At 71.2% G+C, this 16,952-nt stretch carries 12 protein-coding genes; 2 read left to right on the top strand and 10 right to left on the bottom strand.

Annotated features, from left to right (window positions below; translation table 11 throughout):
• Positions 1-15 precede the first annotated feature (15 nt).
• The 6 genes from IE94_RS39920 to nrdR form a co-directional block, all read right to left on the bottom strand.
• Positions 16-1,590, bottom strand: a complete 1,575-nt coding sequence (locus IE94_RS39920; RefSeq protein WP_157849360.1) for a hypothetical protein — start codon at positions 1,588-1,590, stop codon at positions 16-18.
• The gene (locus tag IE94_RS0116295; RefSeq protein ID WP_030184412.1) at positions 1,587-1,913 is read right to left on the bottom strand and encodes a helix-turn-helix domain-containing protein; all 327 of its coding nucleotides are present in this window, start codon (positions 1,911-1,913) and stop codon (positions 1,587-1,589) included. The genes IE94_RS39920 and IE94_RS0116295 overlap by 4 nt, the downstream gene beginning before the upstream one ends.
• Positions 1,910-3,025 (bottom strand): tyrosine-type recombinase/integrase, encoded by a 1,116-nt coding sequence (locus IE94_RS0116290; RefSeq protein ID WP_078606509.1) that lies wholly within the window; start codon positions 3,023-3,025, stop codon positions 1,910-1,912. Before IE94_RS0116290 ends, IE94_RS0116295 begins: the two co-directional genes overlap by 4 nt.
• Positions 3,026-3,136: 111 nt before the next feature.
• A complete protein-coding gene (locus IE94_RS40390) occupies positions 3,137-3,280 on the bottom strand; it encodes a hypothetical protein (protein WP_167343962.1) in 144 nt (47 codons plus the stop codon).
• Positions 3,281-3,608: 328 nt separating this feature from the next.
• Positions 3,609-6,512: a vitamin B12-dependent ribonucleotide reductase gene (locus IE94_RS0116280; protein WP_030184410.1), complete on the bottom strand. Its 2,904-nt coding sequence runs from the start codon at positions 6,510-6,512 to the stop codon at positions 3,609-3,611.
• Positions 6,513-6,680: 168 nt separating this feature from the next.
• On the bottom strand, positions 6,681-7,229 hold the full coding sequence (gene nrdR / locus IE94_RS0116275; protein ID WP_030184407.1) for a transcriptional regulator NrdR: 549 nt from the start codon (positions 7,227-7,229) through the stop codon (positions 6,681-6,683).
• A 586-nt stretch (positions 7,230-7,815) separates the two neighbouring features.
• Between nrdR and lexA the strand changes: the two genes are divergently transcribed.
• The gene (gene lexA / locus IE94_RS0116270) at positions 7,816-8,595 is read left to right on the top strand and encodes a transcriptional repressor LexA (RefSeq protein ID WP_003973219.1); all 780 of its coding nucleotides are present in this window, start codon (positions 7,816-7,818) and stop codon (positions 8,593-8,595) included.
• A 139-nt stretch (positions 8,596-8,734) separates the two neighbouring features.
• Here the strand turns inward: lexA and IE94_RS0116265 are convergent, their stop codons facing one another.
• The 4 genes from IE94_RS0116265 to IE94_RS0116250 form a co-directional block, all read right to left on the bottom strand.
• Complete coding sequence (locus IE94_RS0116265; RefSeq protein ID WP_030184406.1) at positions 8,735-10,771, bottom strand: ATP-dependent DNA helicase; 2,037 nt, start codon at positions 10,769-10,771, stop codon at positions 8,735-8,737.
• Positions 10,772-11,091: 320 nt separating this feature from the next.
• Positions 11,092-11,829 (bottom strand): GNAT family N-acetyltransferase, encoded by a 738-nt coding sequence (locus IE94_RS0116260; protein WP_030184402.1) that lies wholly within the window; start codon positions 11,827-11,829, stop codon positions 11,092-11,094.
• Positions 11,830-11,858: 29 nt separating this feature from the next.
• On the bottom strand, positions 11,859-13,838 hold the full coding sequence (locus IE94_RS0116255) for an IucA/IucC family protein (protein WP_030184400.1): 1,980 nt from the start codon (positions 13,836-13,838) through the stop codon (positions 11,859-11,861).
• Between the two features lie 62 nt (positions 13,839-13,900).
• Positions 13,901-15,241: an aminotransferase class III-fold pyridoxal phosphate-dependent enzyme gene (locus tag IE94_RS0116250; RefSeq protein ID WP_167343963.1), complete on the bottom strand. Its 1,341-nt coding sequence runs from the start codon at positions 15,239-15,241 to the stop codon at positions 13,901-13,903.
• A gap of 413 nt (positions 15,242-15,654) precedes the next feature.
• Between IE94_RS0116250 and IE94_RS0116245 the strand changes: the two genes are divergently transcribed.
• Positions 15,655-16,884 carry a trypsin-like serine peptidase gene (locus IE94_RS0116245; protein ID WP_030184393.1) on the top strand — a complete coding sequence of 410 codons (1,230 nt, stop codon included), beginning with the start codon at positions 15,655-15,657 and terminating at the stop codon, positions 16,882-16,884.
• Positions 16,885-16,952: the final 68 nt, after the last annotated feature.

Raw genomic sequence — 16,952 nt, 5'->3', positions numbered from 1 at the left:
CAGCCAGGTGAGAAACTACAAAGCCACCAGGACACGGGTGCGGAGGAACGAGCCCGACTCCGCCGGGCGGCGTCGCTGGGCGGCGCGTCGTCGGGCTCGCCGCAGCAGGTGCCAGTGCGCGTAGGGACGGACCATCTGGACGTGGGCGACGGGACGGTCGGCCAGGACCGTGTCCAGCCAGGCAGGGATGCGGTCGAGTTCCTCATCTCGCCCTGGGAGGGCTCCGAGGTGTACGAGGGTGTGGCGGACGTAATGCAGGTGTCGGCTGGGTGGAAGCTGATCGAGACGTTGGTGGGTGATCGGTTCGCCGGAGGCGGCCAGGCTGGCGAAGAGGGCGGCGTTCGGGCTGTGCTTGAGCCAGTGCAGGATGCCGCGGGGTCGCTCGGCAAGGGCGAGAGCGTCCCGCAGCGGCTGTAGCGGTGCCGGGATGTGCCCGTCGGGGCCGGACAGCAACTGTTGGAGGCGGGCGGTGAGCACGCAGCGGGCGCATTGGGCGTCGGCGTAGGTCCGGCCGCCGAGTCCGCAGGTGCGGCAGGTGTAGTCGAAGGCGGTGCCCGCGCAGGCTCCGCAGATCCCGGTGCCGTCCTCGGCGATGCCGATCAGTGGCTGGTGGCGGCCGCAGCCGGTGCAGGTCGCGGGCGCGTCGAGCACGACGGTGTAGCAGGTCGAGCAGACTGGGCCGATCGGCCAGCGGGTGTGGACTCGGCGGGTCCGTCCGCAGCGGCAGCACTCCTGGGTGAGCCCTGGGCGGCAGGTCCGGCAGGTCCATGCGCCGTCCGCTCCACGGTGGCAGGGGCGGACTTTCCCGCAGGTGGAGCAGGACTTGGTGGGCCCGTTGCAGCAGTCCTCGCAGATGTCCGGCCGGGAGCCGGTGGCCCGACGAGCGATGCGTCGTACTTGTCCGCAGCGGCCGCATTCCCTGACCGGCTTCTGTTGCTGGTGGTGGCAGGACGCACAGATCGGTCCCTCGGGACCGTTTGACTTGGCCGGGCCGAGGGCGCAGCAGCTCACGCAGGTGTACTGGGGTCCGGTCCAACAGGACGCACAGATCGGCGAATTGTCCGGGCGGCGGGTGACCGGCATGCGGAATTGGCCGCAGGCGACGCATTCTTCGACGACGTCCGGGTCGACGCGGTAGCAGGAGTAGCAGATGAGGCCCTCGGCTCGGCGGGCGGCGAGCCGGGTGTTGGTGCGGCGGCATCGATCACAGGTGCCCTTGCTGCTGCGGGCGGAACAGTTGATGCAGAGGCGTCCGTTGGGGCCGAGCCGTGGGAGATCCAGGTTGGATCTTCCGCAGTCGGTGCAGGCAGGCCGGACCACGGCCGTGTGTCCCGTGGTGTGCAGGACCTTGGCGAGGCGGACGATGACAGGCGGGCAGTGGGCTTCGCCAGAGATCAGGGCCGTGGGGTGGTCGGCGAGGTGCTGGTCGAGGTCGCGGAGCGGGATGCCCCGGGCGGCCCGTGCCTCGGAGACGGCCTGAACGGCCTCCGCCCGGTCGAGGCCGGGCAGTGAGGCGGTGACGGCGGTGATCACGCGGTCCAGAGCGGCCTGTCGCTGTTCGGCTCGCTGACGGTCGCGGGCCTTGGTCATAGTCCCTCGGGCCGGCGGATCGTGGTCCGGCGGACAGTCGGCAGCGACCGGACCGGTGCTTCGTCTGCGGTCTTGCGGATCTCCTCGTTGACGACCCGGACCTCGATGAGGTCGCCGGGCTGGCAACCGAGGATGTCGCAGAGCGCCGCGAGGGTGTCCATCGACAGCCGCTGCGGGGGCTGGGTGACCAGACGGAAGACCTGTTCGCGGGAGAGCGTGATGCCCCGTTCGGCGAGCGGCCCGACCAGGTCCGTGGTCTGGAACATCTGCCGGGTGGCCATGATCTGCCGCAGGTGCCAGTGGTAGCCCATCTTCTTGATCACGTCTCGTCGTCCTCCCAGAGATCGCCGTGGCGTTCCTTCAACACCCGCTGCAGCAGCCGGTTGCGGTACTCGTCCGAGGCGCCGGTGTAGATCGCGGTGGTGCTGGCGTAGGCGTGGCCAACCTGGTCCTGGACGAACCGCTCGGGGTAGCCGAACTCGACGAGATGCGTGACGTAGCTGTGGCGGAGCCCGTGCAAGTCGAGTTCTTCGGGCAGGCCCGCAGCTTTGCGGGCGGTCTCGAAGGCTTCGTCCAAGCGGCGGGCGGACATCCGACCGCGGCGTTCGGTGATCCAGAGTGAGGGGTGCTTTCCCGGGGAGAAGGCCGGGCGGACCTCCTCCAGGTACTGGTCGAGGAGGCCGACGCTCCAGTCCAGTTCAGGGACGGTCAAGACGGTGCGACGCTTGGGAGGGCCTCCCTTGGAGGACTTTCCGTAGCGCACGAACAGGCCGCCAAACCGGCCGTACTGCGGCATCTTCGGATTCCGCCGTAGGTCAGCCAGGTCCAGCCCGCAGGCTTCCTGACGACGGAGCCCGTAGGCGTAGACGGTTTTGAGGAGGATCGCGTCCCGAAGGGCAGCAAGTGAACCCTTGCGACGCCGGGACCGGATCTCGGCGACCCGTGCGTCAGCCGCGTCGAACAGGGCCTGGACCTCGTCGTAGGTCAGCGGGCGCCGACCGGCGTCGCCCTCGTACTCGCTGCTGTGGGTGACCGTGTTCCACTCGTGCAGGATCTGCACGGGCGCCTGGCCGAAGCGTTCCAGGCAGCGCACGGGCCAGCCGTAGCGAGCGTCGGTGGCGTACTCGCAGAACATCCGGAGCGCGTTCTGGTAGTTCCGCCCGGTGGACACGGCGAACTTCTTGCGCCGCGACCTTAGGTGGTCGATGAACGCCTCGACCTCGGCAGGCTCCCACTGCCAGGGGTACTGATTGGTGAACTCCGCGAACCGTCGCACCACCGACAGCCGCGGCTTGATCGTCCCGTCCTCGTCCAGAAACCGGGTCCTTTGCTGCCGGGCCCAGCCGTCCAGCATCGCCTCGAAAACCGCCGGCTCCGGTTCCAGATGCACGACGCCGTCAGCCAGCACCAGGTGCGCGGCACCCGGCAGATCCACCCCTCGACTCACGATGCATTCAACGCAACATCGTTGAATTGGTTACGCCGGCGTGTCTGGCCAGCGGAAACGGGGCTGGCCGCCCCGGGTGTAGGCCCGGGACGGCCAGTGTCACTTCTTCTTGGTCTTGCCGGTCTTCGTCTGCGACAACGCGCTGGCCGCCACAGACTTCTGCGCCGGGGTCGACTTCGGGCTGGTCAGCTGCTTGCTGGCCTTCGCCGCGACCTTCTTGCTGGTCTGACGCCTGTTCGTCATGTCCATCACTCCCTTCCTGGTTGCTTTTGCATCGCAGACCAGGACGTGATGTCATGCAGGTTCCTACACGCGCAGGACATGACGTTCCTGACTGCAACGACCGCCCGGCCCCCTACAGGGCTGGGCGTTCGTCATTCCAGGGGCTTGCGCGCCCGGAACGATCTTTTCTCGCGCCTTCGGCGCGACGCGTGTTCTCAGAACGCAGTCGTGGTGTACCAACTGCGGAAAGGGAGGGACGCCGGCCCAGGGCTGACGCCCCTCCCTCGCAGAGATCACGCTTCAGGTTCAGCTACGTCGGGTGTTGCATCCGACGCAATTCCGCCCGGTATCAGCTGCAACCGCTGGTCGAGCCGCAGCCCTCGCAGATGTAGCAGGATCCGGCGCGCTGCATCTTCGTGCCGCAGGAGAAGCACAGCGGGGCGTCGGCCTGGATGCCCAGCTGCATCTCCACCAGCTCGGCGCTGGTGTGCGCCTGCTGCGGAGCGGGCTTGGCGGCCTCGACCTCGGCCTTCGGCGTGACGACTGCCTTCAGTTCCTGGGCGCGCGGCGCCGACTGGGCCAGGCCCTCGACATCCATCTCGTCGTCGGACGGCTCGTACGAACCGGTCTCCAGGTGGCGCTGACGCTCCTCGGCGGAGTGGATGCCGAGCGCGGAGCGCGTCTCGAAGGGCAGGAAGTCCAGCGCCAGGCGGCGGAAGATGTAGTCGACGATCGACTGCGCCATCCGCACGTCCGGGTCGTCCGTCATGCCGGCCGGCTCGAAGCGCATGTTGGTGAACTTCGAGACGTACGTCTCCAGCGGCACGCCGTACTGCAGGCCGACGGAGACCGCGATGGAGAAGGCGTCCATCATGCCCGCGAGGGTCGAGCCCTGCTTGGACATCTTGAGGAAGACCTCGCCGAGACCGTCGTCCGGGTAGGAGTTGGCGGTCATGTAGCCCTCGGCGCCGCCGACGGTGAAGGACGTGGTGATGCCGGGACGTCCCTTCGGGAGGCGCTTGCGGACCGGGCGGTACTCGACGACCTTCTCGACCGTCTCGCGGATGGCCGCCTCGGTCTTCTCGGTGATCTCCGCCTTCTCCGTGTCCTTGACCGACTTGGTCTTGGCGGAGAGGGGCTGGCCGACCTTGCAGTTGTCGCGGTAGATGGCGAGCGCCTTGACGCCCATCTTCCAGGCCTCGAAGTAGACCTCCTCGACGTCCTCGACGGTCGCCGACTCCGGCAGGTTGACCGTCTTGGAGAGGGCGCCGGAGATCCACGGCTGGATCGCGGCCATCATGCGGACGTGGCCCATCGCGGAGATGGAGCGCTCACCCATCGCGCAGTCGAACACCTCGTAGTGCTCGTGCTTGAGGCCGGGGGCGTCGATCACGTTGCCGTGCTCGGCGATGTGGGCGACGATCGCCTCGATCTGCTCCTCCTGGTAGCCCAGGCGGCGCAGGGCCTGCGGGACGGTGCCGTTGACGATCTGCATCGAGCCGCCGCCGACCAGCTTCTTGAACTTGACCAGCGCGAGGTCGGGCTCAAGACCGGTGGTGTCGCAGGACATCGCGAGACCGATGGTGCCGGTCGGGGCGATGACCGACGCCTGGGAGTTGCGGAAGCCGTTCTTCTCGCCGAGGCGCAGCACGTCCTGCCAGGCCTCGGTGGCCGCGGCCCAGATCGGCGTGTCCAGGTCGTCCATGCGGACGGCCTTGGCGTTCTCGTCGGAGTGCTGCTTCATGACCCGCAGGTGCGGCTGCGCGTTGCGGGCGTAGCCGTCGTACGGGCCGACGATCGCGGCGAGTTCGGCGGAGCGGCGGTACGACGTGCCGGTCATCAGGGAGGTGATGGCACCGGCGAGGGCGCGGCCGCCGTCGGAGTCGTAGGCGTGGCCGGTCGCCATCAGCAGGGCGCCGAGGTTGGCGTAGCCGATGCCGAGCTGGCGGAAGGCGCGGGTGTTCTCGCCGATCTTCTGGGTCGGGAAGTCCGCGAAGCAGATGGAGATGTCCATCGCGGTGATGACCAGCTCGACGACCTTCGAGAAGCGCTCGGCGTCGAAGGACTGGTTGCCCTTGCCGTCGTCCTTCAGGAACTTCATCAGGTTCAGCGAGGCGAGGTTGCAGGACGTGTTGTCCAGGTGCATGTACTCGCTGCACGGGTTCGAGCCGTTGATGCGGCCGGACTCCGGGCAGGTGTGCCAGGCGTTGATGGTGTCGTCGTACTGGATGCCCGGGTCGGCGCAGGCCCAGGCGGCCTCGGCCATCTTGCGGAAGAGCGCCTTGGCGTCGACCTCCTCGATGACCTCGCCGGTCATGCGGGACGTCAGGCCGAATGTGCCGCCGTCCTGCACGGCCTTCATGAACGTGTCGTTCACCCGGACCGAGTTGTTGGCGTTCTGGTACTGGACGGACGTGATGTCGTCGCCGCCCAGGTCCATGTCGAAGCCCGCGTCGCGCAGGGCGCGGATCTTCTCCTCTTCCTTCACCTTGGTCTCGATGAAGTCCTCGATGTCGGGGTGGTCGACGTCGAGGATGACCATCTTGGCCGCGCGGCGGGTGGCGCCGCCGGACTTGATGGTGCCGGCGGAGGCGTCGGCGCCGCGCATGAAGGAGACCGGCCCCGAGGCGTTGCCGCCGGAGGAGAGCAGTTCCTTGGAGGAGCGGATCCGGGAGAGGTTGAGGCCGGCACCGGAGCCGCCCTTGAAGATCATGCCCTCTTCCTTGTACCAGTCGAGGATCGACTCCATGGAGTCGTCGACGGACAGGATGAAGCAGGCCGAGACCTGCTGCGGCTGGGGCGTGCCGACGTTGAACCACACCGGGCTGTTGAAGCTGAAGATCTGGTGCAGGAGGGCGTAGGCCAGCTCGTGCTCGAAGATCTCGGCGTCGGCGGGCGAGGCGAAGTACTTGTTGTCCTCACCGGCCTTCCGGTACGTCTTCACGATGCGGTCGATGAGCTGCTTCAGGCTCACCTCGCGCTGCGGGGTGCCCACGGCGCCCCGGAAGTACTTGCTGGTGACGATGTTGACCGCGTTCACCGACCAGAACTCGGGGAACTCGACGCCACGCTGCTCGAAGTTGACCGAGCCGTCGCGCCAGTTGGTCATGACGACGTCACGACGCTCCCAGGCCACCTCGTCATAGGGGTGGACGCCGGGAGTGGTGTGGACGCGCTCGACACGGAGTCCCTTGCCCGCCTTGGTGCCCTTGGCGCGGGAACTCCGTGCCGGACCGCTCGCCGTCTCTGTCATGCCGCCTCCCTGTACGGGCGAAAACGCCCTGAAGTGCCCCGATTGTTCCCGTGGGCACGGTGTTCTGTCTGGTGTTGCGGGCACCGCCGGCTCCGCCCGCAACAGGTCTTGTTCACTCGCCGCCGTCCGGCCGGGCCCGGGCGCCGAAGTCCGGGTCCGGCCCGCCGATCAGTCGGCGGCGCCTGCGGGCTCGGGGACCTGTCCCGCCCCCGTGGGCCCGCGGTCTTTCTCCTGGCTCCCCGCGCCGGTGTCGTCGTCTTCGCCGGGGTGCCCCGTCGTCTCCCTCAGTTCCGCGATCGCGGCCTCGAAGTCCTCGAGCGAGTCGAACGCCCGATAGACGGAGGCGAAGCGCAGATAGGCGACGAGGTCGAGCTCCTGCAACGGTCCGAGGATGGCCAGCCCCACGTCGTGGGTGGTCAGCTCGGCGCTTCCGGTGGCCCGCACCGCCTCCTCGACCCGCTGGCCGAGCTGGGCGAGCGCGTCCTCGGTGACGGGCCGGCCCTGACAGGCCTTGCGCACACCGTTGATCACCTTGGTGCGGCTGAACGGTTCGGTGACCCCGGACCGCTTCACCACCATGAGCGAGCACGTCTCCACGGTCGTGAACCGACGGGAGCAGTCAGGGCACTGGCGGCGCCTGCGGATCGACGTGCCGTCGTCGGTCGTACGACTGTCGACGACACGGCTGTCGGGGTGCCTGCAGAAGGGGCAGTGCATGGACTCCGAACCCTCCTCACAGCAGACTCAACAGCCTCGAAAGGCCCTTCAGGCCCCTCGAAGCAGCCCCCAGCATAGGCGATCGCGGCGGGCCCGAAGACCCGGGGGACCACAACTTGTGGGCTGCTCTCGCTATCCAACCACTAGATGTGGGGATTGGCCCATACATACACGCCCTGCACGCGTGTCGCGCCTGTGCGTGCGCAGCCACCCTGCCCGCACCCCGCGCCGCAGGGCATTGCCGCAGCCGCTTCGCGGCCGTTTCGCGGCCGGTTCGCCGGGGAGCATGCGGAGATACCGTGGGCCCCGCGGGGAGGGGACGTGGGGCTACCGCAACAGATGGGAGACCCGCCCCGTCGAACGGAATGCCGGATGGCAGACTGGAGCGACATCCCCGGGGGTTGTCACCACGGCGGTGAAGAGTACAGCAATGAGCCCTTTTGTCCGCCAGGCGCCACGGTAGCCATACACCCAGACATGCAAAACGGGCGAGCGATTCGCGTTTTTTCACTCGAACGTGTGTTTGGCGCAACCTTTCGAAAGCTACTACCGTTGTGCAGCAGGGAGACCATCGAGAGGGGCCGACGTGACCACCACCGCCGACAGTGCCACCATCACTGCCCAGGAACGCCCCCAGGGCCGTCCTGAGCCGGTGCACGCGATGAGCGACGCCGCGAATCCCGAGGGGCACAAGCGCTCCCTGCCGGGGCGACCTCCCGGCATCCGGGCGGACAGCTCGGGACTCACCGACCGCCAACGCCGGGTGATCGAGGTCATCCGCGACTCCGTACAGCGACGCGGGTATCCGCCATCGATGCGGGAGATCGGCCAGGCCGTCGGCCTTTCCAGCACCTCGTCGGTGGCGCACCAGCTGATGGCGCTGGAGCGCAAGGGCTTCCTGCGCCGGGACCCGCACCGCCCGCGCGCCTACGAGGTGCGCGGCTCCGACCAGGCCGCCTCGGTGCAGCCCACGGACACCGCGGGCAAGCCCGCCGCCTCGTACGTCCCGCTGGTCGGCCGCATCGCCGCCGGTGGTCCGATCCTGGCCGAGGAGTCCGTCGAGGACGTCTTCCCGCTCCCCCGGCAGCTGGTCGGCGACGGCGAGCTGTTCGTGCTGAAGGTCGTCGGCGACTCGATGATCGAGGCCGCGATCTGCGACGGCGACTGGGTCACGGTCCGCCGCCAGCCGGTCGCCGAGAACGGCGACATCGTGGCCGCCATGCTCGACGGTGAGGCCACCGTCAAGCGCTTCAAGCGGGAGGACGGCCACGTCTGGCTCCTCCCGCACAACTCGGCGTACGAGCCGATCCCCGGTGACGACGCGACCATCCTCGGCAAGGTGGTGGCCGTACTGCGTCGCGTCTGAGCGCCACGGCGGGCGGGTACGCGCGACAGCGCCCCGCCGACCCGACCGGGCCCCGGGACCTCTGCGCCGGTTCCGGGGCCCAGCGCTGTCCGGGGACCGGAAGTGCCGGGGAGACAGCCACCCGGCCCGACGGCAGCGCTCAGTCGCCCTCGGCCTGCTCGGCGCCCTCGGCCTGCTCGGTGCCCTCGGTCTGCCTGGCCTTCGCGTCGATGGCGGCGAGCGACTTGCGGACCTGGTTGCGATCCGTGGTGAACCAGAAGTCGGGCAGGGACGCCTTCAGGTAGCTGCCGTACCGAGCCGTCGCCAGCCGCTGGTCCAGTACGGCGACCACCCCGCGGTCCCCCGACGCGCGGACCAGCCGGCCCGCGCCCTGGGCCATCAGCAGCGCGGCGTGCGTGGCGGCGACCGCCATGAAACCGTTGCCCCCGGCCTCCTCCACCGCCTTCTGGCGGGCGCTCATCAGGGGGTCGTCCGGACGGGGGAACGGAATCTTGTCCATGACGACCAGCTGACAGCTCGGTCCGGGCACATCGACGCCCTGCCACAGGGACAGGGTGCCGAAGAGGCAGGTCCGCGGGTCGGCGGCGAAGTTCTTGATCAGCTCGCCGAGCGTCTCCTCGCCCTGGAGGAGGATCGGGTACTCCGGGATCCGCGAGCGCAGCTCCTCGGCCGCCAGCTGGGCCGCGCGCATCGAGGAGAACAACCCCAGTGTGCGGCCGCCCGCCGCCTGGATCAGCTCGGTCAGCTCGTCGAGCATGTCGCCGCGGTCGCCGTCCCGGGCGGGGCGGGCCAGGTGTTTGGCGACGTAGAGGATGCCCTGCTTGCGGTAGTCGAAGGGCGAGCCCACGTCGACGCCCTTCCACTGGGGCACGTCGTCGCCCTCGGTGCCTTCGGGGGCGAGGCCCAGCGACGCCCCCACCCCGTTGAAGTCGCCGCCCAGCTTCAGGGTCGCGGAGGTGAGGACCACCGAGCGCTCGGTGAAGAGCTTCTCCCTCAGCAGCCCGGAGACGGACATCGGAGCGACCCGCAGCGAGGCGCCGCTGGGCCGGTACGCGGATCCGCCGCGGGGCTCGTGGCGCTCGTACCAGACGACGTCCCACTCGGAGCCGTTCGTGATCCGCTCCGCGACGTCGTGCACGGACTCCACGGAGGCCAGCGCCTGCTTGCGGACCGCGTCCTCGTCCTGCACGGACTTGTCGCGGGTGGTCCCGATGGCCGAGATGACCGTACGGCAGGCGTCCCGCAGCGCCATCAGGGCATAGCCCAGGTCCTCCGGGATCTCCTCGAGGCGGCCCGGCAGGGCCAGCTCCATCAGCCGCTCGAAGCCCTCGGCGGCGGTCTGGAGCTGGTCGGCGGCCTTCTCGTTGACCAGCTTCGCGGCGCGGCGCACCGCACGGTTGACCTGGCCCGGGGTCAGCTCGCCGGTGGCGACCCCGGTGACCCGCGAGACCAGCTCGTGCGCCTCGTCGACGATCAGCACCTCGTGCTGCGGCAGGACGGGCGCGCCCTCGATGGCGTCGATCGCGAGCAGCGCATGGTTGGTGACGACGACCTCGGCCAGCTTGGCGCGCTCACGGGCCGACTCGGCGAAGCACTCGGCGCCGTAGGCACACTTCGAGGCGCCCAGGCACTCCCGGGAGGACACCGACACCTGCGCCCAGGCACGGTCGGAGACGCCGGGCGTCAGGTCGTCGCGGTCGCCGGTCTCGGTCTCGTCCGCCCAGTCGCGCATCCTCAGCAGGTCCTGGCCCAGCCTGCTGGTGGGGGCGGCGGCCTCGAACTGGTCGAAGAGGCCGTCCTCCTGGTCCTGGGGGACTCCCTCGTGCAGCCGGTGCAGGCACAGGTAGTTCGACCGGCCCTTGAGCATCGCGAACTCCGGGCGTCGGCGCAGCAGCGGGTGGAGCGCGTCGACCGTGCGGGGCAGGTCCCGCTCGACCAGCTGGCGCTGCAGGGCCAGGGTCGCCGTGGCCACGACCACCCTCTCCCCGTGCGCCAGCGCGGGCACCAGGTACCCCAGCGACTTGCCGGTGCCGGTGCCGGCCTGGACCAGCAGATGGGAGCCGCCGTCGATGGCTTCCTCGACGGCTTCGGCCATGGCCACCTGACCGGGCCGCTCCGTGCCGCCCACGGCGGTGACGGCGGCGTGCAGGAGTTCGGGGAGTGAGGGCTTCGTCATAGCGCGACCACCCTACGGCCCGGGACTGACAAACGGGTCGGCAAGGCGGACGCGGTGGACCTGAGTGCTTGCGCGGACGGGCGGGACAAGGGTGGCTCCTGGGCGGCTGGGCGGTGAAACGGGTCCGTCGGCCGGGAAGGCAAGGCGGCAGGACGCCGAAGACGGCAGGACGGGCAATGGGACGGCGGAGGCGGCAGGACGGGCGACGGGACGGCGGAGGCGGCAGGACGGGCGACGGGACGGCGGAGGCGGCAGGACGGGCAATGGGACGGCGGAGGCGGCAGGACGGCGGTTACGGCGGGCGCGGGGCCCTGGACGAGTCACGGAGACTCCCGCACCGCCCGTTCGCGCACCATGAGGGCGGCCCGCTTGGCGGGCAGGTCCACCTCGGCCACCGGCCGGAACCCGGCACCGAGGAAGGCGGCGACGGACGGCCGGTTGCGGACGTCGGGTTCGGCGAGCACGCGCGTGCAGGCGGGGCGCCTCGCGAGGACGAGGTCGGCGACGGCCCTGATCAGCTCGGTCCCCAGGCCCCGGCCTCGGTCGGTGCCCTCGCCGATCAGCAGGTGGAGGCCGGTGTCGTGCGGGCGGACCGGGCAGTACCGGGCCAGCGGATCGAGGTCCGCCCGGTAGATCTCCCAGTAGCTCATGGGGACCCCGTCCAGCGTCCCGAGGCACGGGACGCTGCGTCCGTCCCCGGCCCGCTGGGCCCGCAGGTGGTCGGCGGTCACGCTCGGCGGTCCAGTCAGCTCCCAGTACGCGGCCACGGCGGGATCGTTCATCCAGCGGGCGATGAGTGCGACGTCCCTTTCGGCGTCGGCGGGCACCAGGTGGAAGACGCCCGCGGGGGTGTCGGTCGGCCCCCAGTCGGCGAGACCGTCCAGCATGTCCTCGCGCGCGCGTGCCGTCGCCGCGTCCGCGAGGTCGTCCCGCGTGGTGTCGTTCGCCGCGGTGTCGTTCCCCAGGGTGTCGTTCCCCGCGGTTCGGAAGAGGGCGAGGAACTCCTCGGGCAGGTGCAGGTCCAGGGTGTCCTCGGCGCTCGCGTCGGTGGGATTCACAGTGTCGCTCCTTGAGGAGGGCGGCCCGCTCAGGCGTGCAGGGGGTTGGCGATGGTGACGTAGACGGACTGGGTGTCCACCGGGCCGACGAGTTCGTCGAGGCCGTGCAGCCGGGTGAGCAGGTTCGCCTTGCAGCGCAGTACCGGCGAGTCGAGGAGGTGCGCGGGGAGCGGGCCGCCCAGTGGGGAGGGGCCCGACGCCAGCTCGCCGAGGAAGCGGCGGAAGGCGGCCAGCATCGTTCCCTCCCCGGCGAGGCCCTCGGAACCGAAGGCGCCGACGAGACCGAACACGTTGTTGACGGCGAGGTAGTAGGCGAAGCGCTCGTCGGTGACGGCGTCCGCCACGAACGTGTCGCTGTGTGCTCCGATCCCGGGCAGCCGGGCGTCGAGTTCCGCACGCCGGGACTCGCGGAAGTAGTACCCCTGGTTGTCGCGGTAGCGGCCGCCGGCGGGCCAGCCGTCGGCGTCCAGCAGGACGAGCGTGTTCTGCTGGTGCGCCTCCAGGGCGATGCCCGCGCGGGCGTCCAGCCACAGGACGGGACGGACGACGTGGTGGAGGTACCTCAGGAACCACTCGACGGCGACGGCTCCGCGCGGGCGGCCGGTCCGACCGGCGAGCCGGGTGACGACCTCGGCGAGCCGGGAGCCCGGGGCGGTGCCGGACGCGCCGTCGCCGGGCCCGCGGCGCCCCGGACCCCCGTCCTCCGCGCGAGTGTGCGGCCGCGGCGCGACGAGAGAGGCCACACAGCACACGTCGTCCGTGGGACGGAAGGGGTTGTGCCGGACGACGACGTCGAGGCCCCGCACGGGCGTGCCGTCCGGTCCGTCGACGGCGAGCCAGGCCGGGTCGCGGACGATGTCGAAGTCCGGGTGGGCGCCCCGCCACTCGCGGGACAGACCGCGGCGCAGCAGCCGGTGGACCTCGACGCCCCGCTGCAACTCCTTGCGGAGGTTCTCCCTCCGGGAGTTGGTGATGTGCAGGGCCAGCGAGAGCTTGAGCATGGCGGGGGCACCGCTGCGGTGGACGGTGCGCACGGAGGACGTGGGGTGCCAGGCCGGGCCCCGGGTGCCGAGGTCCCGGACCAGCCCCGTGTCCAGCAGTGTGGCGATGTCCGGCTGGTGCAGCACCGCGCGGAACTGCCAGGGATGCAGGGGCAGCAGGGCGAACCCGTCCGGTGGCGCCGGACCGTCCGCCGGAGCCGGACCCTCCGCGGCGAGGCGCGCGGTGAGGTCGGAAGCGGTGACCGTGCGGCCGCGCTCGGTCCAGGCCGAGTCGGTGGCGAGCACGGAGGGGGCGACGGCCAGCCAGTGCAGCGGGAAGGAACCACGCAGCTCCGGTGAGTACCGGCGTGCCTCGGCCTCGGTGAGGCCCTCACGGCTCTTCGGGGTGGGATGCAGCGGGTGCCCGAGGAGAAGCGCCTGCTCGGCGGCGAGGAAGAGGTCGGGGCCGCTGTGCTCTCCGGGATCGGCGCGGTGCCCGGCGGGAACGTCCACGGTTCGTTCCGCGCGGTCCCGGAGGATGACGGCGGTGCGGCGGACGGAGTCGGCGACACGCGCGACGAGGTCGGGACCGTCGGGCCCCGGAGCACGCGTCGTTTCCCGCACGAGCAGCGCGGCGAGCGTGACCGCGTCCACGGGCGGCGCCGAGTCGGGAGCGCCGGCCAGCCGCGCCGGGCCGAAGCGGTGCCGGCCGGTCGGTGACCAGTAGCGCACGGGAACGACAAGGGCCGTACCGGAAGCCGGGAGCGCCAGTTGGAGGACGCCGTCGTCGGGGGCGGACACGTCGGCCTCGCGGGCCCAGCAGCGGATCAGGTTCTCCGTGCCCGCGGCCTGGGCGGCGGCGTAGGGGTCGAGTCGGTCCAGGGGGTCGGCCGCCAAGTGACGGGCGAGCGGTGCGCAGCGCGGCCCGGGCAGGTCTCCGTACCCCGGGGCGACCGGCCCCGGAGCGGCCGGGTGCCCCGGTACGGAGACGGCCGCGGGGGCCGGTTCGGGGGCGGAGTCGGTGGGCAACGCGGGTCCTCCTGGCGGGCCGTGTCCTGGGGCGGATCTCGTCTCGGCGTGCGCTCACCGCGTCACGGGACAGCACCGCCGGAGCGGTCTCGGTCCACCGCCCGTACGGCGTCGGCGAGTCGGTCCAGGACGGCCGACATCTGCTCCTCGGTGACGATGAGCGGGGGCAGCAGCCGTACGACGTTCGCGCGCGGGCCCGTGACGTCCACGATCAGCCCGCGGCGCAGGCATTCCCGGCGGACGGCGGCGGCGAGTTCGGCGGCGGCGCCGGGCCGGGGACGGCGTGCGGGGCTCTCGGGCTCCTCGTCCGGTGCCACCAGTTCGAGACCGGCCATCAAACCCCGCCCGCGCGCGTCACCCACGCACTCGAACTCGGCGGCCAGTGCGCGCAGTCGGGTCAGCATCCTGCCGCCCAGCGCGGCGGCGTGTTCCGCGAGCCGGTGTTCGCGGACGTGGGCGAGGGTGGCGGCGCCCGCGGCCAGGGCGAGTTGGTTGCCCCGGAAGGCGCCGGCCGCGGGGGCCCCGGGCCGTCCGGCGTATGGAGCGTACGGAGCGGCCGGGCCGTCCGAGCCGTCCCGACCGCCTGTGCGGTGCCGGCCGTCCAGGTCGCCCAGGTCGCCCAGGCCGCCCAGGTCGTCGCGGTGGACCACCGCGGCCAGCGGGAGGCTGCCGCCGATCGCCTTGGCGATGACCAGCACGTCGGGCGTGACTCCACTGTGCTCGAACGCCCAGTAGGCACCGGTCCGGCCGACGCCCGTCTCGGTCTCGTCGACGATGAGCGGGACGGCCCGTTCGGTCGCGCGGGCGCGCAGGCGCCGTACCAGGGCGTCCGGCGCCGGCAGCACCCCGGCCTCGCTGCGGACCGGTTCCAGGAGGAGCCCGGCGGGCGGGCCGTGATCCGGCTCGCCGTCGTCGAGAAGCGGTTCGTGGGCGTCGGCCAGGGTGACCACCCGGGTCCGTCCGGTGGCGGCGCGGACCAGCGCGACGGCGGTGGCGACCGGGTCCGTGCCGGTCGGGCCGCAGAACCGCACGCGGGCCCGGTCGGCGAGTCCGGGCGGCAGGGTACGCAGCAGTTCGGTGACGAAGGCGTCCTCGACCGGGGTGGTGAGGTCCATGACGTGCAAGGGGGCGCCCGAGTCGAGGACCGTGCGGATCGCCTGGAGGACGACGGGGTGGTTGTGGCCGAGGGCGAGGGTGCCCGCACCGGAGACGCAGTCCAGGTAACGGCGGCCGTCGGCGGCCTCGATGGTGAGCCCCCGGGCCCGGACGGGGACGACCGGGAGGGCGCGCGCGTAGGTGCGCGCGGCCGGTTCACGCGCCGGCGGGCGCCTCGATGCGCCGCTCTGCGGCTCGTCACCGGCGTGCGCCCGCGTGGACGTCCCGCGCGCGGGCTCCCTGGTCATGACCCGCCCGGCGCTCCCGCCTCCGGACGCACAGCTCCCGTACGGGGATCCCGCCACGGCTTGTCGACCTCCCGCCGTCCGGACACGAGGCGACGTGCCGGGCGCTCCCGGCATGGGGGACCGCGTCCGGACAGCAGGCCCCCCACCGCTACAACCGAGGACCGTTCACGGGGTTACGGTCTGCCCGAAGATCGTTGGCGGGGCCGCGAGTTCGCGCTCCGCCGCGGCTGTGCGGCCCGCGCCGCGCTCCGACGGGCGGTGCGTGCCTGGTCAGGCCCCTGTGTCCGAACCGTTGCCGTTCCGTCGGAACTCCCCCACAGCCACCGCATAGTGTGTGGTGCCGTTCCCGGTCGCCGTCGCTCGGCGGTTCGGCCGCGGCACCACGTTCGTTCACAGCAGGGGGAGTCAACACCATGCGATCCATACGGCCGTCGTTCAGCACGCGCGAAAACAGGCGCCGGCGGCGCGGAGCCTCCTCCGCGGCCGCCGCCGTGGCGCTCGTCTCGGCGCTCGCGCTCAGCGCCACGGCGTGCGAGGACGGCGACCCCGAGGCGGCCGGCGACGCCTCGGCCTCCGCGTCCGCCGCGGACGACGGCAACGGCGGGATCCGGATCCCGGACCACATCAAGGACAAGCTCAAGGAACACGGGATCGACGTCGACGACTGGAAGAACGGCGCCTGGAGGAACTGGAACAAGGACGACTGGCTGCGCGAGGCGCAGGACTTCGTCAACCCGATCATCGAGGGCCTGTGGAACCCGGACCGGATGCGGGACGCCGAGGAGCCGGACCAGGAGGTCGACGAGAACGACATCTCCGGCGACCAGGGCGTCACCGACCCGGAGCCCGCCCCCGTCGAGGCGGCGGCCGTCCCGGCCAAGTACCACGACAACGCCGCCACGGCCGGAAAGCTGCTCTTCGACTCCCCCAAGGGTTCGATGGTGTGCTCGGCCACGGTCGTGAAGGACCCGGCGCACCCCGGCAAGTCCAACATGGTGTGGACGGCCGGTCACTGCGTGCACGCCGGCAAGAGCGGCGGCTGGTACCGCAACATCGCCTTCGTCCCGTCGTACAACGACGCGGACATGTCGGCCGAGAAACTGCAGACCGCCTCCAGGGAGGAGATCGCTCCCTACGGTGTCTGGTGGGGCGACTGGGCGCAGACCTCGGACCAGTGGATCGAGCAGGGCGGTGCGACCGGCGGTGACGGCGCCTCCTACGACTTCGCCGTGATCCATGTGACGCCGGAGAAGGGCAGCGGCGGCAAGTCGCTGGAGGAGACGGTCGGCTCCGCGCTGCCGGTGGACTTCGACGCGCCCGCCGTGCCGCGGATCGAGAGCATGAAGGCGATCGGCTACCCGGCCGCGCCGCCGTACGACGGCCAGAAGCTGTACCAGTGCGAGGACAAGCCCGGACGGCTGTCGATCAACGCCTCCGACCCGACGATGTACCGCATCGGCTGCACGATGACCGGCGGCTCGTCCGGCGGTGGCTGGGTCGCCGCCGGTTCCGACGGCAAGCCCGCGCTGGTCTCCAACACCTCGATCGGCCCGGTGACGGCCGGCTGGCTGGCCGGTCCGCGTCTGGGCAAGGAGGCCGAGGGCGTGTTCGACGCGGTGAGCGGGAAGTTCGCCGGCCAGTGACCGGGCGCCGGGCACCACGCTGAGCCGGTGGCAGGCGCGCGGGTACGCACGCCTGCCACCCTGTACTT

Origin of the sequence: Streptomyces violaceorubidus, assembly GCF_000717995.1 — a bacterium.
Lineage (GTDB): Bacteria > Actinomycetota > Actinomycetes > Streptomycetales > Streptomycetaceae > Streptomyces > Streptomyces violaceorubidus.
This window is presented reverse-complemented; position numbering and strand designations above follow the sequence as displayed.

Coding starts and splice junctions, on each gene's coding strand:
- IE94_RS39920 (WP_157849360.1), bottom strand. CDS start 1,590: ATGACCAAGGCCCGCGACCGTCAGCGAGCCGAACAGCGACAGGCCGCT.
- IE94_RS40390 (WP_167343962.1), bottom strand. CDS start 3,280: ATGACGAACAGGCGTCAGACCAGCAAGAAGGTCGCGGCGAAGGCCAGC.
- IE94_RS0116280 (WP_030184410.1), bottom strand. CDS start 6,512: ATGACAGAGACGGCGAGCGGTCCGGCACGGAGTTCCCGCGCCAAGGGC.
- nrdR (WP_030184407.1), bottom strand. CDS start 7,229: ATGCACTGCCCCTTCTGCAGGCACCCCGACAGCCGTGTCGTCGACAGT.
- IE94_RS0116265 (WP_030184406.1), bottom strand. CDS start 10,771: ATGACGAAGCCCTCACTCCCCGAACTCCTGCACGCCGCCGTCACCGCC.
- IE94_RS0116250 (WP_167343963.1), bottom strand. CDS start 15,241: ATGACCAGGGAGCCCGCGCGCGGGACGTCCACGCGGGCGCACGCCGGT.
- IE94_RS0116245 (WP_030184393.1), top strand. CDS start 15,655: ATGCGATCCATACGGCCGTCGTTCAGCACGCGCGAAAACAGGCGCCGG.